Raw genomic sequence first — 12,748 nt, 5'->3', positions numbered from 1 at the left:
AATGTCTGTTCATATAGAAGTTGAGGTAATAGAAAGTGTAAATGCTAAAAGAAAAAAAATAGAATTAGCAATAGTGAGAGCGTTAAACAGAACAGCACTATGGCTAAAATTGAAGACAGCAAAAGAAATTAGTGAGGAAAAGAAGATAAAATTAAGTTTGATAAGAAAGAGATTAAGAATTTTTAAGGCGAAAACTAGCAGATTAGAAGTGTTAATTAGAGCAAATCTCTATGACATTAGAGCATCGACAATTGGCAAGATACAAAAAACAAGAAGAGGATCGAAAGTAGGAAAGCATGAGTTTATAGGAGGATTTGCAGCAGTTATGCCAAAAGGAAATAGCGGTATGTTTAAACGTGAAGGAAGGGCAGCATTGCCAATAAAGGAAGTTAAGTTGCCACTGAAACCTGAGGCTTCAAGGATAATAGGGAATCTTGTTAATTATGAAGTTGAAAAGGTATTTGAAAAATATTTTATACATTACATGAGTTAAATTATATGCATGACAAAGTTCTGGAAAGATTTACATCAAGCAATTTGCAGCACACTGAAGGAAGAAATACCGTCTATACAGACATGTGAAATTTATCCAGCAATAAGGAAAGAATTATTAGCGCCAGCGTTATTTGTAGAGCTTGTGAGTTTAGAATCGGGAAAAGATCCTGGAACAGAGGAATTAGCGCTGAAAGCAAGATTTGAAGCGAGAATTGTAGTTGATGGAACAGTCGAGTATTCCTCGTTAGTTGTAAGGTCATTAGCAGCAGAAGTAGCAAGAGTAGTAAATAAAAATACTTGGAACGTGAAAAATGTTTCACCAGGAGAATTTATATCAGGAGGAGGAGATGATTTTAGGCCAGAGCTCGATGCATATTTAGTGTGGTTGGTTGAATGGGTTCACTATCTGCATTTTGGAGAATCAGTCTGGTTAGAGGGGAAAATTAAGCCACATAAAATAGCAGTGGGAGAAATGCATGTTGGAAAATAATTTTGCCATTGCAGAGTTACAGAGAAAAGTAGCGAATATTATTCGTATCGGAATTATTAAAGAAATAGATTATGAAAAAGCAAAAGTAAGAGTGAAAATAGGAGAATTTTTAACAGATTATCTGCCATGGGTAACGAGCAAAGCAGGAAAAGATAGAGATTGGTCTCCACCAGATATCGGTGAACAGGTTATGATATTTTCTCCTTTTGGTGAACTATCATTAGGAGTGGTATTAGGAGGAATATATCAGGAAAAATACCCTGCACCAGAGAATAAAAAAGAAATAAATAGTATAAAATTTCAAGATGGAACAAGATTGTTATATGATAAAGGGAAGCATCATTTAGAGATTGAAGTAGTGGACAAAATAACACTGAAGGCTGGGAAATCGAGTATAGAAATGACAAAAGATAGTATTAAATTAAAAGCAAGAAGAGTAGATTTAAATTGATATATATGAGTAAAGCAGTTGTTTGCATAGGAGATCATTGTACAGGTATGCCGATTCATGTCTGTGTGAGCGGGAGTGAAGATGTATTTGTTAATGGTAGACCTGCTTGTCGTAAGGGTGATATCTTGAGTATTGGGGAAACACTAACGCAAGGATCAAACAACGTATTTGTAAATGGTATTGGTGTAGCGAGAACAGGTGATGTGGCATCCTGTAGTTTTCAAATAGTAAGTAAAAATCAAAGTGTGTTTTCAAAATAAAAAAATTAAAATAGTCGAAAAATGAAAGGAATGGACGCTAAAACAGGTAAAGAATTAGAGGGAATAGAACATCTGAAACAATCAATAATTGATATATTAACTACTCCTATTAACAGTAGAATAATGAGGAGAGATTATGGCTCAAGATTATTTGAATTGGTGGATAAGCCAATAAATAGAGATTTAACACTTGAGATATATGCAGCAACTGCAGAAGCTTTGGAAAAATGGGAAAAGAGATTTAAGTTAGAAAAAGTAAAAGTTGAAGGAGTAAAAGAAGGGAGAGTAACATTGAATTTAGAAGGTGTCTATCTTTCAGAAGGTAAGTTCATAAATATTAATGGAGTAGTTGTTTAAAAATGCAGCAGCCAAATATTATCGAACCACTGAACTTTGAGGAAATCTTTTCGAGAATGAAGGAAGAGTTAGTGCGTAGAGATGAAAGTTTTACAGCATTAGTTGAAAGTGATCCAGCGATAAAGATTCTGGAGGTAGCAGCATGGAGAGAACTTTTGCTTAGAGAAAGAATAAATGAAGCAGTAAAGAGTAATTTACTTAAATTTGCGACAGGAGAAGATCTTGATAATTTGGCTGAGTTTTATGGAGTAGAGAGGCAGAAAGAAGAAGATGACGAACGATTTAGAAAAAGAATCAAAGCAAAAATAAAGGGGTGGTCAACAGGAGGAAGCAAAGAATATTATCGTTATCATGCACTTTCGGCAGATAGAAGAGTAAAGGATGCGCTAGTAGAATCACCTATACCAGGGAAAGTACAGATCTCGATTTTATCAACACAATTATCCACAACTGGCATGGCGTTAGAAGAGCTACTTGAAATTGTAAAAAAGCAGGTTACTAGAGATGATATAAGAGTTTTAACCGATACAGTAACAGTAATTGGCTGCAATATTATGGAAATAGATATCCACAGCAGAATCAGCACGAATTATATAACATCAGAGGAAGAAATCAAGAAGCAGTTTATTAAGAAGTTTGAAGCAAGTAAAAGGTTGGGATGGAACGTTACAAAATCTTGGATAATAGCGAATTTATTTGTAGATGGTGTAGAAAACGTGGAATTAATCGAGCCAAAAGAGGATGTTGTGGTGCTAGGTAATGAGTGTGCAAGTTTGAGAAATTTAAAGGTTGAGTAATGTTACTGCCACCAAATGCAAACAAACAAGAAAAAGCGCTAGTAGAAGCAATCGACTACAAAGTTAATCCAAGTTGCATCAAGGAATTTAAATTTAGTCTTAAAGATGAAATACTGCAGTGGATAATAGAAGAATATGGTTTAGAAGAGATACTGCGTTGGGTAAAAAATAAAAGAAGAGCTATAGTAGAAGGAGTAAAATTTCAGCGTTTAAGAGGAACCCCAGCATCACTCAAAATAGCGCTCAAATGGGCAAATATAGAAGATATTACAATTATTGAAGAGCCACCCGGTAAACACTTTTTTGAGTTGCAGGTAGGGATAAGAGACGTACCAAATGATTTCTTTGTTGATGCAGTAGTAGAATTAGCAAAACTATCACTACCTGCAAGATCGAGACTAATGAGGATTTTTAACGATTATTATAATGCGCAGAGATTTATATTGGATGAGAGTTTATTTGGAGATCTTCTTTCTGACTATTCGGGGGTAAAAATAGAAAAAGATGGCCCAGTGTTATCATTTGGAAGAGTAAATTTTTTCATGTCTCATGGTCCAGTTATTAGGATTGTAGAAAACTATCTACGCGATCATTATGAACGAGCTTTAAGCAATGATATATATCGGTTGGATGTAGCAATCCTTGGAGAAACCGAACCTCACACAAAGAATTATAACGGTATTTATGAAAGAAATCATGTGTGGTATAACTTCAAAGCGCTATATCCGCTACCACAGAGCTTATTACCGGCAATTAAGTTTGCGAAAGCGCAAGTTATATTATCGGATAGTTGGGATTTAGGAGACATAAATGCGTGCTTTCCAGTTAGTAGAGTAGAAGAAAGAGGAAATAAATTTGTATTGGGAAGTAGCAAACTATCTGAAGAACTGTGGAATTTAAAATACAAGCCAATTTTAGAAAGATTTTTTGCCGTTCACCACTATCAAGTAAAGAATTTCTCTACCCCCAAAATAATAAGATTTAGCGTAGCAGAACACTACATTCATTTTGAAAACGAATTGGATTCAAAGCAAAAGGATGCAATACAGGAGTTAGAAAATTACATTTTAGTGTTTTACCCAGGTGTACTAACATGGCACGAACATCGACATTTGAACAGAAGTTGGAAAAATAGCCAAGTAATATCTATAATAAGTTAAGTACTTATATTTATATCCTCATATATTATATTAATAATAGGTTAAAGTGTATGAAATAAACAGAAAAAGACTTGCTTTTTCATGCCAAAACGCACATAACTTAAATAGTAGCAAGTAAACAAAAAAAATTGATCTTGCACTAAAGAGAGCGAAATTGGCGTATGTTTTTATAGTGAGGTATGTAATGAGGTTTAGCAAGGAAAAGAGAGAAGCTTTTAATAAGTCATTTTATGAATTATTAGAGAACTCGTTTAAGAATATTAATGAAAAAGATGAAAAAGGGGAAACAGTATTGCACCATGCAGTAGAAATCTCCGATTGCAAAACAGTGAAGTTATTAATAACAAAAGGAGCGGACATCAATGCAAGAGATAAAAAGGGTTATACATCACTGCACTGCGCAGTATTTGCGAGAAGTTTAGAAAATGTAAAAGTGCTGATCAGGGGAGGAGGAGAAATAAATGCCACTAAATATATCAACGGATGTACGCCACTGCACTCTGCATGTAGGCTAGGGGCAGGAATTGCAATAATAAAAGAGCTAGTAAAAGCGGGAGCTGCAGTTAATCAACTGGATAAATATGGTGCAACACCAATGTATTATATATGGGAGAGTGAAAGGTATGGCCTATGGGATAATGGAGAGAATGAAAAGGCGAGGAAATTTCTGGGAAAGCAAGGTGGAATAACAAAAAGTAGAAAACTGACGTGCTATGGAATAGAGGGTCTAGTGGGAGAAATAGCAGATATGTTGGATAGGAGCTATTTACCTGAGTTAAAAATAATAGAGATAGAAGAAATAAGAAAGAGAGATAAGGGGCTAATAAGGGAAGAGTGTAAAAATTTAGCGAGCAAGATAATGAGCCAAGTGAATGAAATGATAGATGAGGTGGTGAGAAGGAAGGCTTAGGGGTTTAAATTTAAAGAAAAGGTGAGGTAAATTATGGTGCGCCAAGAAGTGCTTGGAGAACAGTTGGTGAAAATCCAACACAAACAAAGTCTAGCCAACAGTTTGGAACAGACCACTATGTTGCATGAGGTAACGAGTGTAATAGAGCTAGTGGGATGGACAATGCAGGGCACAACGGAAGTGAAGGAGTGGAGTCCCGAAATACCTGAAGACATAGAGGTCGACATGTTCATGGCCATGGAAGACAGCATGAAGGATAACGTAAAGGCAAGTTATCACTCACTCTATCGGGATCTGAGACCGTGCCATGTATTGAAATGGACTTCAAGTGAACTTGGGAGATCCCATGCATTCCTATTAAGGTACGTTGGAACAAGTCAACAAAGGCAAGAACTAGCGGAAGATGCAGGGGAAGTCGGACTGATTGATAGTACTCAGAATGTGGGAAAGCCACGTACAAGGGGAAGCGATCAGCAATATAGTAACTGGAATAGGGATTGCTATGCCAATACAACGGAGGTAGGAATAACATGCGATATAAACTAAACCAGATAGCAGTAAGAGCAAAGCAAGATAAGCGACTAAAATTCACATCGTTAGTCCATCTGATAAATACAGAGAATCTTGCGAGATGTTATAAAGAACTGAAGCGTAACAAGGCTTGTGGAGTAGACCAGATAACAGTGGAATCATACGGAGAAAATCTGAATGAGAAACTCGAAGTGCTAGTAGAAAGTATGAAGAGGAAGCAATATCAACCACAACCAGTAAAGAGGGTATATATACCGAAAGCTGGAAGTAAAGAGAAACGCGGACTCGGAATACCATCGACCGAGGATAAATTAGTACAGATTATGCTGAAGAAGATATTAGAAAATATTTACGAGGCAAACTTTCTGGACAGCTCATATGGATTTCGACCAGGAAGAAACTGTCATCAAGCGGTAAATGCACTAGATAAAGCAGTTATGTACAAGCCAATAAACTACATTGTAGAAGTGGATATCAAGAAGTTCTACGATAATATACAGCATAAATGGCTAATGAGGTGTCTAAGGGAACGAATAACTGACCCAAATTTGCTGTGGTTAGTAAAGCGGTTTCTCAAGGCAGGGATAGTCGAAGCTGGAAATTATGAAGCAACAAAACAAGGTACACCACAAGGCGGTATAGTAAGTCCTGTATTAGCAAATATATACTTACATTATGTGTTGGATTTATGGATAGAAAAGAAATTTAAACCAAGATCCAGAGGATATATACAAGTAATAAGGTTTTGCGATGATTTTGTGGTTTGTTGCGAAAGTAAGGTAGACGCGGAAGAATTTCTGGAATTACTGAAACAAAGGCTAAATAAATTTGGGTTGGAAGTATCTGAAAACAAGACCAGAGTAGTAAAGTTTGGCAAGAGGGAGTGGCAACGAGCGATAAGAGAGAAACGAAGGACGGAAAGTTTCAATTTTCTGGGGTTTACGCACTATGGTGCAAAAAGTCGTCGTGGTAGATTAATGATGGGACATAAAACCTCTAAGTTAAATCTAGCCAGAAAACTAAAAGAAATCAAGGAGTGGTTGAAAATAGTCCGCGGAAGTATTCGACTTAAAGATTGGTGGCAAGTACTGAAGGCTAAATTAACAGGACACTATAACTACTTTGGTATTAGCGGAAATTATTGGTGTTTGAAACAATTTTACACATCAGTAAGAAAGCTAGCATTTAAATGGATAAATCGGCGTAGTCAGAAAAAGAGTATGACCTGGGAACAGTTTGTACACTACGTAGAAGTAAATCCATTACCAAAGCCAAAAATACATTTTTCTTTATATGCATAAGAGGGACGACTGTGAAAACTAATATTGATGAGCCGTGTGCGGGAAATCTGCAAGCACGGTTCTTTAGGGGGAGTTGTAGTAATAAAACTCAAACGAGAGGAGTAAAGCTACAGCTTCTACCGAACAGTAAAAAAGAGAAAGAGAAGTCAGCAAAAGAATTATTAGAGAACTCATGTAAAAATATTTATGAAAGAGACGAGAATGGAAGAACAGCTCTACATTATGCAGTAGAGGTAAAAACAGTGGAGTTATTAGTCGAAAAAGGAGCGAATGTGAATGCAGCAGATGTGAAAGGATACACAGCACTGCACCTAGCGGTAACGGAGAAACGTCTAGAAATCGTGAGGGAATTGATAAAATCAGGAGCAGACGTAAATGCTGAGGAATATGGAAATAAATGCATACCTCTACACCTTGCGTGCATGGTAGGTGAAAAAGAAATAGTGGAGGAGCTGGTAAAAGCTGGAGGAGAAATAGAACAAGAGGATGAATGTGGGATGACAGCAATAGATTATGCAAAAAATAGTAAAGAAGTAACTGAAGTATTGAAGAAAGAAACGGACAGAATTGAAAAGTTATTTGAATAAATAGAACCTTCTATGAGAGGCTGAAAATATGGAGGAAGAAACAGAAAAGAAAGTAATGAATTTAGAGAGAAAACCTTTGGATGAGCTGAGAAAAATATGGAAGAAGGTATATGGAGAAGAAGTGCCTAGATACTCAAAGAAATATCTGATACCAAGATTAGCTTATAGAATGCAGGAAAAAGCGTATGGAGAAATGTCAAGAAAGGGGACAAAAAGACTAGAGTATCTGGCAGATCGGATAGAGAAGGGAAAAAGAATAAGTAGCGATAAATTACCAGTAGAAGGTACAGAATTAATACTAGAGAGAGGTGAGGAAACGCATGCGGTAATGGTAACAGATAAGGGTTTAATCTACAGAGAAGAATTTTACACATCATTATCAGCAGTAGCCGGAAAAATAATGGGAATGAGCTACAACGGACCTTTATTATTTGGGATGCGTGATAAAAATGAAAGTTGAAGAGAATAAAATGCTAAAAGAGGTAAGGTGTGCGATATATACAAGAAAATCAAATGAAGATGGTCTCGAGCAGAAGTTTAATAGCCTTGATGCCCAGCGAGTAGCATGTGAAAAGTACATAAAGAGCAGAGAAGGCTGGGTAATATTGGCCAAAAGGTACGATGATGGAGGATATTCAGGGAAAAATTTAGAAAGACCAGCAATAAAGGAATTATTTGAAGATGTTAAAGGAGGAGAGATAGACTGTGTAGTAGTATATACACTAGATAGGTTATCAAGAGAAACAAAAGATAGTATAGAAGTAACGTCATTTTTTAGAAGGCATCGAGTAAATTTTGTAGCAGTAACACAGATATTTGACAATAATACGCCAATGGGAAAGTTTGTACAAACGGTATTGTCAGGAGCAGCACAACTAGAAAGAGAGATGATAGTTGAGAGAGTAAAAAATAAAATAGCAACATCAAAAGAGCAAGGTTTATGGATGGGTGGAACTTTACCTCTTGGATATGATGTAAAAGATAAAGAATTAATAATAAATAAAAAAGAAGCGAAAATAGTAAAACATATATTTGAGAGTTATATGGAGCTAAAATCAATGGCAGAATTGGCAAGAGAGTTAAATAGAGAGGGATACCGAACAAAGAAGTTTGAAGCAAAATCGGGAAAAGTACAAGGAGGAGAGATATTTAAGAAAGCGACGGTGAGAAGAATAATAACAAATCCAATATATGTGGGAAAGATAAGACATTATGAGAAAGAGTATGAGGGAAAGCATGAGGCAATAATAGAAAAAGAAAAATGGCAAAAAGCGCAGGAATTGATAAGGAATCAGCCATATAGAAAAGCAAAATATGAAGAGGCGCTACTAAAGGGAATAATAAAGTGCAAGAGCTGTAATGTAAATATGACGCTGACCTATGCAAAAAAGGAAAATAAAAGGTATAGATATTACGTGTGCAATAATCATTTAAGGGGAAAAAATTGTGAATCAGAAAACCGAACAATAGTCGCTGGAGAAGTGGAAAAAGAAGCGATGAAGAGAGCAGAAGATTTATATGAAAAATGGGGAGAAAAAGCGGAAGAGTGGAAAAATTTAAGTTTTGGAAAACAGAAGGAAGTAGTGAAAAAGTTAATAAAAACAGTATTGGTGAAAGAAGATGGAATAGAAGTGCATTCTGAATCAGAGGAAAAATTTATACCAATAAAGAAGAAAGGAAATAAATGCACAGTAGTAGAACCAGAAGGAAAAACAAATAATGCGTTACTCAAAGCAGTGGTGAGAGCCCATCTGTGGAAACGTCAGCTAGAGGAAGGAAAATATGCAAGTCTGAAAGAGCTGAGCGTTAAAATTAATATAGGTACAAGACGTATACAGCAAATTTTGAGGTTGAATTATTTAGCACCAAAAATTAAAGAAGACATAGTAAATGGAAGACAGCCAAGAAGTTTAAAGCTAGCTGATTTGAGGGAAATGCCGGTACTGTGGAGTGAACAAATGAAGAGATTTTATGGTTTTAATTGCACCGTTTAACAAAAGGAAATGAATAGTCTTGACGTGAACCAGTGTTACAAAAACTGACATTAAATTATATGAGGATATTAGTATGAATAGTAAAGATTTTTAATTTATATATGAAACCAGAGCAAACTATTGAGCAAGAGTCAAACTCACATAACAACCCCTTTTCTGCTGAAATAGAACCATGTTTTTATAGTAAAGGAAATCCTATATACGAAAAACATCAAATCAACCAATTGTAACTGGTATCAGCGTTATTGGTAAGCTGTGTTGCACTTTATGTTTTGAACATTTCCATTCATTTTGCAGTGGCAGCAGATGTGGGAATGACGTGTATGGGTTTTGCGCTGTATAACCAAGCTCGAGAAAGTGGAAGACATAGACCTGTATGTTATTACACAATCTCCTTCAAACCGAGGACAAAATGTTATGCTCAAAGCTTCAGGTAAATGGTAAACTTTTCTAGAACAATCTCTAAATTATTAACTCAATACTTATTTACCTACTATTCTTTTATTTAATAATTTTAGCTACCTTATGAACATACTAATATTCCTTTCGAAGCTTCCATCTTTTGCAGTTGGTCTAAACTATCAATTGACCTCATAAGAGTAGAAGGAACACCTGATTCTTTCACTACAAAATCTGATTGTTTAATAGTTTCAGCTAACTCTATAAGTATTCCGCAGTTTCTTTCAAAATCTCCACCTTTTACAGCTTGTAAAACACTTTTTCCCCCTAAAAGACAGCTTTCCCCTAGACTTGATTGATCTTTTAACTTGTCAAACTTCTCCTTGCTCTTTTCATCAAGCTCTACCTTTATTCTATTACTACCTTCATCCCTAGGACCTAGATAAATACTAATCTTTCCTACCTCAGTAGAAAAAGACATCTCGATGCTACCTCCTAAGACATCTGTGTAGTTCCTTTTTCCTCCTACACTTTCAACTCTTACTATACTTTCTCCAATCTGCAAAATGCCACTTTCTATATTGAAATTTTCATTCACCTTACTATTTATAACCTTCACAACTTCAACAATACTGTTTTGTGGCCACCTAAAAAAAGCAAGATTGTTATCCACTTCTACTGTTAGATCATCATCTTGAGCTTGTTCATTCTTGTTTACTAAACCTTCATATGCTATACTTTTTAGTTCTTTCTTAATTTTTTCGCATTCTGCAAAAATAGGCTCATCATTTCCGTACATAATTTCATCTATCATTCTATGATCGTAAAAATCAGAGTTTATTTTCGCACCTGCTAATAATAGCTTACTGACAATACTGAATAAAGGTTTTTCACTCTCCTCCCACTCATCTATTGCCTCTTCCCCGTTTTCTTTATACCGTGATCTAGTAGTAGGAGTTATACGAATAACACTATTAGCAATATCAATTATTTTGCTGAATACAAAATTTGACACAGTGCATTCATATTGATCACAGCATAAATTTAGTCTTATTTTCCTTTTCAAATACTCATCTATTAAATGTTCTATCTTTTCTAGAGTGACCTCTGCAGAATTTTCGTATCTATTTTCATGAAACTTTTTCATTATATTTTCCATCTTTTCACGAAACTCATTAATCAAAACTTTTTCGCTCTCAGTCAACAGATTTGTTAAATTCATTAAAATTGAGTTCTCTGGAACAAAAGAACTTTCAACAACAGTATTTTTGTCTTCAATAACGGACTCATTCCAGTCATCATCACTTTGTTCTTGACTTAACAATGATGCATTGCCTTCAATGGTTTGCCGACCAAAACGTTCCGTATGCTGTTCTTCATTAGCTAACCCACCATTTGCATAAACCTGCTCATTCTTTGAAATACATTCTAACACCATACTCCCTTAATCTATGAATACATTATCTACAACAATTAGCACAAATGAAAGCTAATGCAAGTATAATTTTTCTAATACCAATTTCCGTTAGTTATAAAACACATGAAAAAGAGCTGTTTTTGCCTATAATTGAGAAGTTAAACAAATTTATCATTTGTGTTCCCAATAACGAATGTTGATATTAGCCGCATGATGCATACGCTACTTTTAAATTTGATCAAACTTAATTAAAAAAGCAATGATTTTCAATAATTTACCTAAAATCTAATTCACAGTTGGGATGAGAACAGTGTTACAGAAACTGACACTTGATTATATACTAAAGCAAAATCACTCCAGATGCAAAAGTGGTTAGCTGCATAATTTACCTAGCAATTCCTCTCCTAGAATCAGAAACTCTTCTTGAATCTTCATCTTACGTTTTACCCATGAACCCTTCTGCTTATTGGATTCGCTTATTACTTCAGGACGCATTAATCCACCAGATCTAGGAAAAACTCCTCGGTCTATAGCTTCAATAAACGATAAACCTCACAATAAGCAATTTTGTCCTATTTCTTCACAATCTTCTATTCCTTTATTGTAACTTTCTATTTCCTTCAGTAGAAGTGCACCTTCTTTACTCACTTCTACTTTTATCGAATTTTTATTTTCTTCATGAGGGCATAATCTAACTTTTAATTCTCCCAAACTAGTATAGAAAGTTAATATTACATCGCTGCCTTCTGTAAGAACCTGTTTAAAATCCCAAAGAGATGAGCTAAAGTAGGAACAGGTAAATAATGAGGTATATAAATGAGTCAAAGGTATCCAAGCGACATAAGTCGAGAGCAATTTGAAAAAATCAAACCAATTTTAGAAAGTAGGAAAAAGAAAACGAGACCAAGATTAATTGATATATACGAAGTATTTTGTGGACGTGCTAAAAAGTGGTTGTCAGTGGAGAATGTTACCAAAAGAGTTTCCAAGGTGGGAAAACATATATTACTATTTTCAAATGTGGAATAAAAAAAATGGAGAAGAACCAAGTTTGCTGGAATTGGTCTTAAAAAAAATTAGTTGGAGAGGTCCGACAAAACAGTGGTCGGAAAGAGAAAACCAGTTTCTGCATAATTGATGCTCAAAGTGTAAAAAACACAGATACTGCTGAAAAAAAGGGCTATGATGCAGGCAAAAAGATTTCAGGCATAAAACGTCATATAGCAGTTGATATTCAAGGGTTACCACATGCAATTTATGTGACAACGGCAGAAACAACCGATCGTAGCAGTGCTGTGAGAATGGTTGAGAATGCAAGAGAAAACCTCTCTGAAGTTCAAAATATACTAGTTGATGCAGGCTATACAGGAGAAAATTTTGCAAGACAAATAAAAGCCATTATTGGTGCAACTGTTGAAGTAATAAAGCGAAGTGAATTACACTCTTTTGCTGTATTACCAAAAAGATGGGTTGTTGAGAGATCTTTTGCTTGGTTAGAAAAATGTAGACGGTTATGGAAAAATTGCGAGCGAAAACTTAACACTAGCCTACAAATGGTTGTTCTTTCCTTCATCTCTCTTCTATTGAGGAGATTTTAAA

At 35.3% G+C, this 12,748-nt stretch carries 15 protein-coding genes and 1 pseudogene; 14 read left to right on the top strand and 2 right to left on the bottom strand.

Annotated features, from left to right (window positions below; translation table 11 throughout):
- The first annotated feature begins 1 nt into the window (after window position 1).
- From AAGD84_RS01275 to AAGD84_RS01215, 13 genes are all read left to right on the top strand, one after another.
- Window positions 2-493 (top strand): phage tail protein, encoded by a 492-nt coding sequence (locus tag AAGD84_RS01275; RefSeq protein WP_065095516.1) that lies wholly within the window; start codon window positions 2-4, stop codon window positions 491-493.
- Window positions 494-502: 9 nt separating this feature from the next.
- A complete protein-coding gene (locus AAGD84_RS01270) occupies window positions 503-985 on the top strand; it encodes a hypothetical protein (protein WP_065095515.1) in 483 nt (160 codons plus the stop codon).
- The gene (locus tag AAGD84_RS01265) at window positions 972-1,436 is read left to right on the top strand and encodes a phage baseplate assembly protein V (protein WP_065095514.1); all 465 of its coding nucleotides are present in this window, start codon (window positions 972-974) and stop codon (window positions 1,434-1,436) included. Before AAGD84_RS01270 ends, AAGD84_RS01265 begins: the two co-directional genes overlap by 14 nt.
- Before the next feature lie 5 nt (window positions 1,437-1,441).
- On the top strand, window positions 1,442-1,696 hold the full coding sequence (locus tag AAGD84_RS01260) for a PAAR domain-containing protein (RefSeq protein ID WP_065095513.1): 255 nt from the start codon (window positions 1,442-1,444) through the stop codon (window positions 1,694-1,696).
- A 21-nt stretch (window positions 1,697-1,717) separates the two neighbouring features.
- Window positions 1,718-2,053, top strand: a complete 336-nt coding sequence (locus AAGD84_RS01255; protein WP_065095512.1) for a GPW/gp25 family protein — start codon at window positions 1,718-1,720, stop codon at window positions 2,051-2,053.
- A gap of 2 nt (window positions 2,054-2,055) precedes the next feature.
- On the top strand, window positions 2,056-2,850 hold the full coding sequence (locus AAGD84_RS01250) for a baseplate J/gp47 family protein (RefSeq protein WP_065095511.1): 795 nt from the start codon (window positions 2,056-2,058) through the stop codon (window positions 2,848-2,850).
- On the top strand, window positions 2,850-4,010 hold the full coding sequence (locus AAGD84_RS01245) for a phage tail protein (RefSeq protein WP_264329720.1): 1,161 nt from the start codon (window positions 2,850-2,852) through the stop codon (window positions 4,008-4,010). Before AAGD84_RS01250 ends, AAGD84_RS01245 begins: the two co-directional genes overlap by 1 nt.
- A 184-nt stretch (window positions 4,011-4,194) precedes the next feature.
- Entirely contained in the window at window positions 4,195-4,920 is a 726-nt protein-coding gene (locus tag AAGD84_RS01240) for an ankyrin repeat domain-containing protein (RefSeq protein ID WP_264329719.1), read from the top strand.
- 33 nt (window positions 4,921-4,953) lie between these two features.
- Window positions 4,954-5,466, top strand: coding sequence for a hypothetical protein (locus tag AAGD84_RS01235; protein ID WP_245611107.1), 513 nt, complete (start codon window positions 4,954-4,956; stop codon window positions 5,464-5,466).
- Window positions 5,451-6,752, top strand: coding sequence for a group II intron reverse transcriptase/maturase (ltrA, locus tag AAGD84_RS01230; RefSeq protein WP_338476458.1), 1,302 nt, complete (start codon window positions 5,451-5,453; stop codon window positions 6,750-6,752). Before AAGD84_RS01235 ends, ltrA begins: the two co-directional genes overlap by 16 nt.
- Window positions 6,753-6,934: 182 nt before the next feature.
- Complete coding sequence (locus tag AAGD84_RS01225; protein WP_264951911.1) at window positions 6,935-7,339, top strand: ankyrin repeat domain-containing protein; 405 nt, start codon at window positions 6,935-6,937, stop codon at window positions 7,337-7,339.
- A gap of 28 nt (window positions 7,340-7,367) precedes the next feature.
- On the top strand, window positions 7,368-7,799 hold the full coding sequence (locus tag AAGD84_RS01220; RefSeq protein ID WP_065095498.1) for a DUF2924 domain-containing protein: 432 nt from the start codon (window positions 7,368-7,370) through the stop codon (window positions 7,797-7,799).
- A 10-nt stretch (window positions 7,800-7,809) separates the two neighbouring features.
- Entirely contained in the window at window positions 7,810-9,333 is a 1,524-nt protein-coding gene (locus tag AAGD84_RS01215; protein WP_065095503.1) for a recombinase family protein, read from the top strand.
- A 523-nt stretch (window positions 9,334-9,856) separates the two neighbouring features.
- On the opposite strand, the gene AAGD84_RS01210 is transcribed toward AAGD84_RS01215, so the two are convergent.
- The gene (locus AAGD84_RS01210; RefSeq protein WP_264373832.1) at window positions 9,857-11,170 is read right to left on the bottom strand and encodes a hypothetical protein; all 1,314 of its coding nucleotides are present in this window, start codon (window positions 11,168-11,170) and stop codon (window positions 9,857-9,859) included.
- A 531-nt stretch (window positions 11,171-11,701) separates the two neighbouring features.
- Window positions 11,702-11,974, bottom strand: coding sequence for a hypothetical protein (locus AAGD84_RS01205; protein WP_065095500.1), 273 nt, complete (start codon window positions 11,972-11,974; stop codon window positions 11,702-11,704).
- On the opposite strand from AAGD84_RS01205, the pseudogene AAGD84_RS07490 reads away from it, so the two are divergent.
- Window positions 11,966-12,747: pseudogene (locus AAGD84_RS07490) on the top strand (IS5 family transposase). The gene AAGD84_RS01205 and the pseudogene AAGD84_RS07490 sit on opposite strands and share 9 nt — an antisense overlap.
- Window position 12,748: the final 1 nt, after the last annotated feature.

The organism is Wolbachia endosymbiont (group A) of Andrena fulva, assembly GCF_964026815.1.
Lineage (GTDB): Bacteria > Pseudomonadota > Alphaproteobacteria > Rickettsiales > Anaplasmataceae > Wolbachia > Wolbachia pipientis.
This window is presented reverse-complemented; position numbering and strand designations above follow the sequence as displayed.

Bases quoted from the DNA above. Each gene is read 5' to 3' on its own strand.
- AAGD84_RS01275 (WP_065095516.1), top strand. From the start codon at position 2: ATGTCTGTTCATATAGAAGTTGAGGTAATAGAAAGTGTAAATGCTAAA.
- AAGD84_RS01270 (WP_065095515.1), top strand. From the start codon at position 503: ATGACAAAGTTCTGGAAAGATTTACATCAAGCAATTTGCAGCACACTG.
- AAGD84_RS01265 (WP_065095514.1), top strand. From the start codon at position 972: ATGTTGGAAAATAATTTTGCCATTGCAGAGTTACAGAGAAAAGTAGCG.
- AAGD84_RS01260 (WP_065095513.1), top strand. From the start codon at position 1,442: ATGAGTAAAGCAGTTGTTTGCATAGGAGATCATTGTACAGGTATGCCG.
- AAGD84_RS01255 (WP_065095512.1), top strand. From the start codon at position 1,718: ATGAAAGGAATGGACGCTAAAACAGGTAAAGAATTAGAGGGAATAGAA.
- AAGD84_RS01250 (WP_065095511.1), top strand. From the start codon at position 2,056: ATGCAGCAGCCAAATATTATCGAACCACTGAACTTTGAGGAAATCTTT.
- AAGD84_RS01245 (WP_264329720.1), top strand. From the start codon at position 2,850: ATGTTACTGCCACCAAATGCAAACAAACAAGAAAAAGCGCTAGTAGAA.
- AAGD84_RS01240 (WP_264329719.1), top strand. From the start codon at position 4,195: ATGAGGTTTAGCAAGGAAAAGAGAGAAGCTTTTAATAAGTCATTTTAT.
- AAGD84_RS01235 (WP_245611107.1), top strand. From the start codon at position 4,954: ATGGTGCGCCAAGAAGTGCTTGGAGAACAGTTGGTGAAAATCCAACAC.
- ltrA (WP_338476458.1), top strand. From the start codon at position 5,451: ATGCGATATAAACTAAACCAGATAGCAGTAAGAGCAAAGCAAGATAAG.
- AAGD84_RS01220 (WP_065095498.1), top strand. From the start codon at position 7,368: ATGGAGGAAGAAACAGAAAAGAAAGTAATGAATTTAGAGAGAAAACCT.
- AAGD84_RS01215 (WP_065095503.1), top strand. From the start codon at position 7,810: ATGCTAAAAGAGGTAAGGTGTGCGATATATACAAGAAAATCAAATGAA.
- AAGD84_RS01210 (WP_264373832.1), bottom strand. From the start codon at position 11,170: ATGGTGTTAGAATGTATTTCAAAGAATGAGCAGGTTTATGCAAATGGT.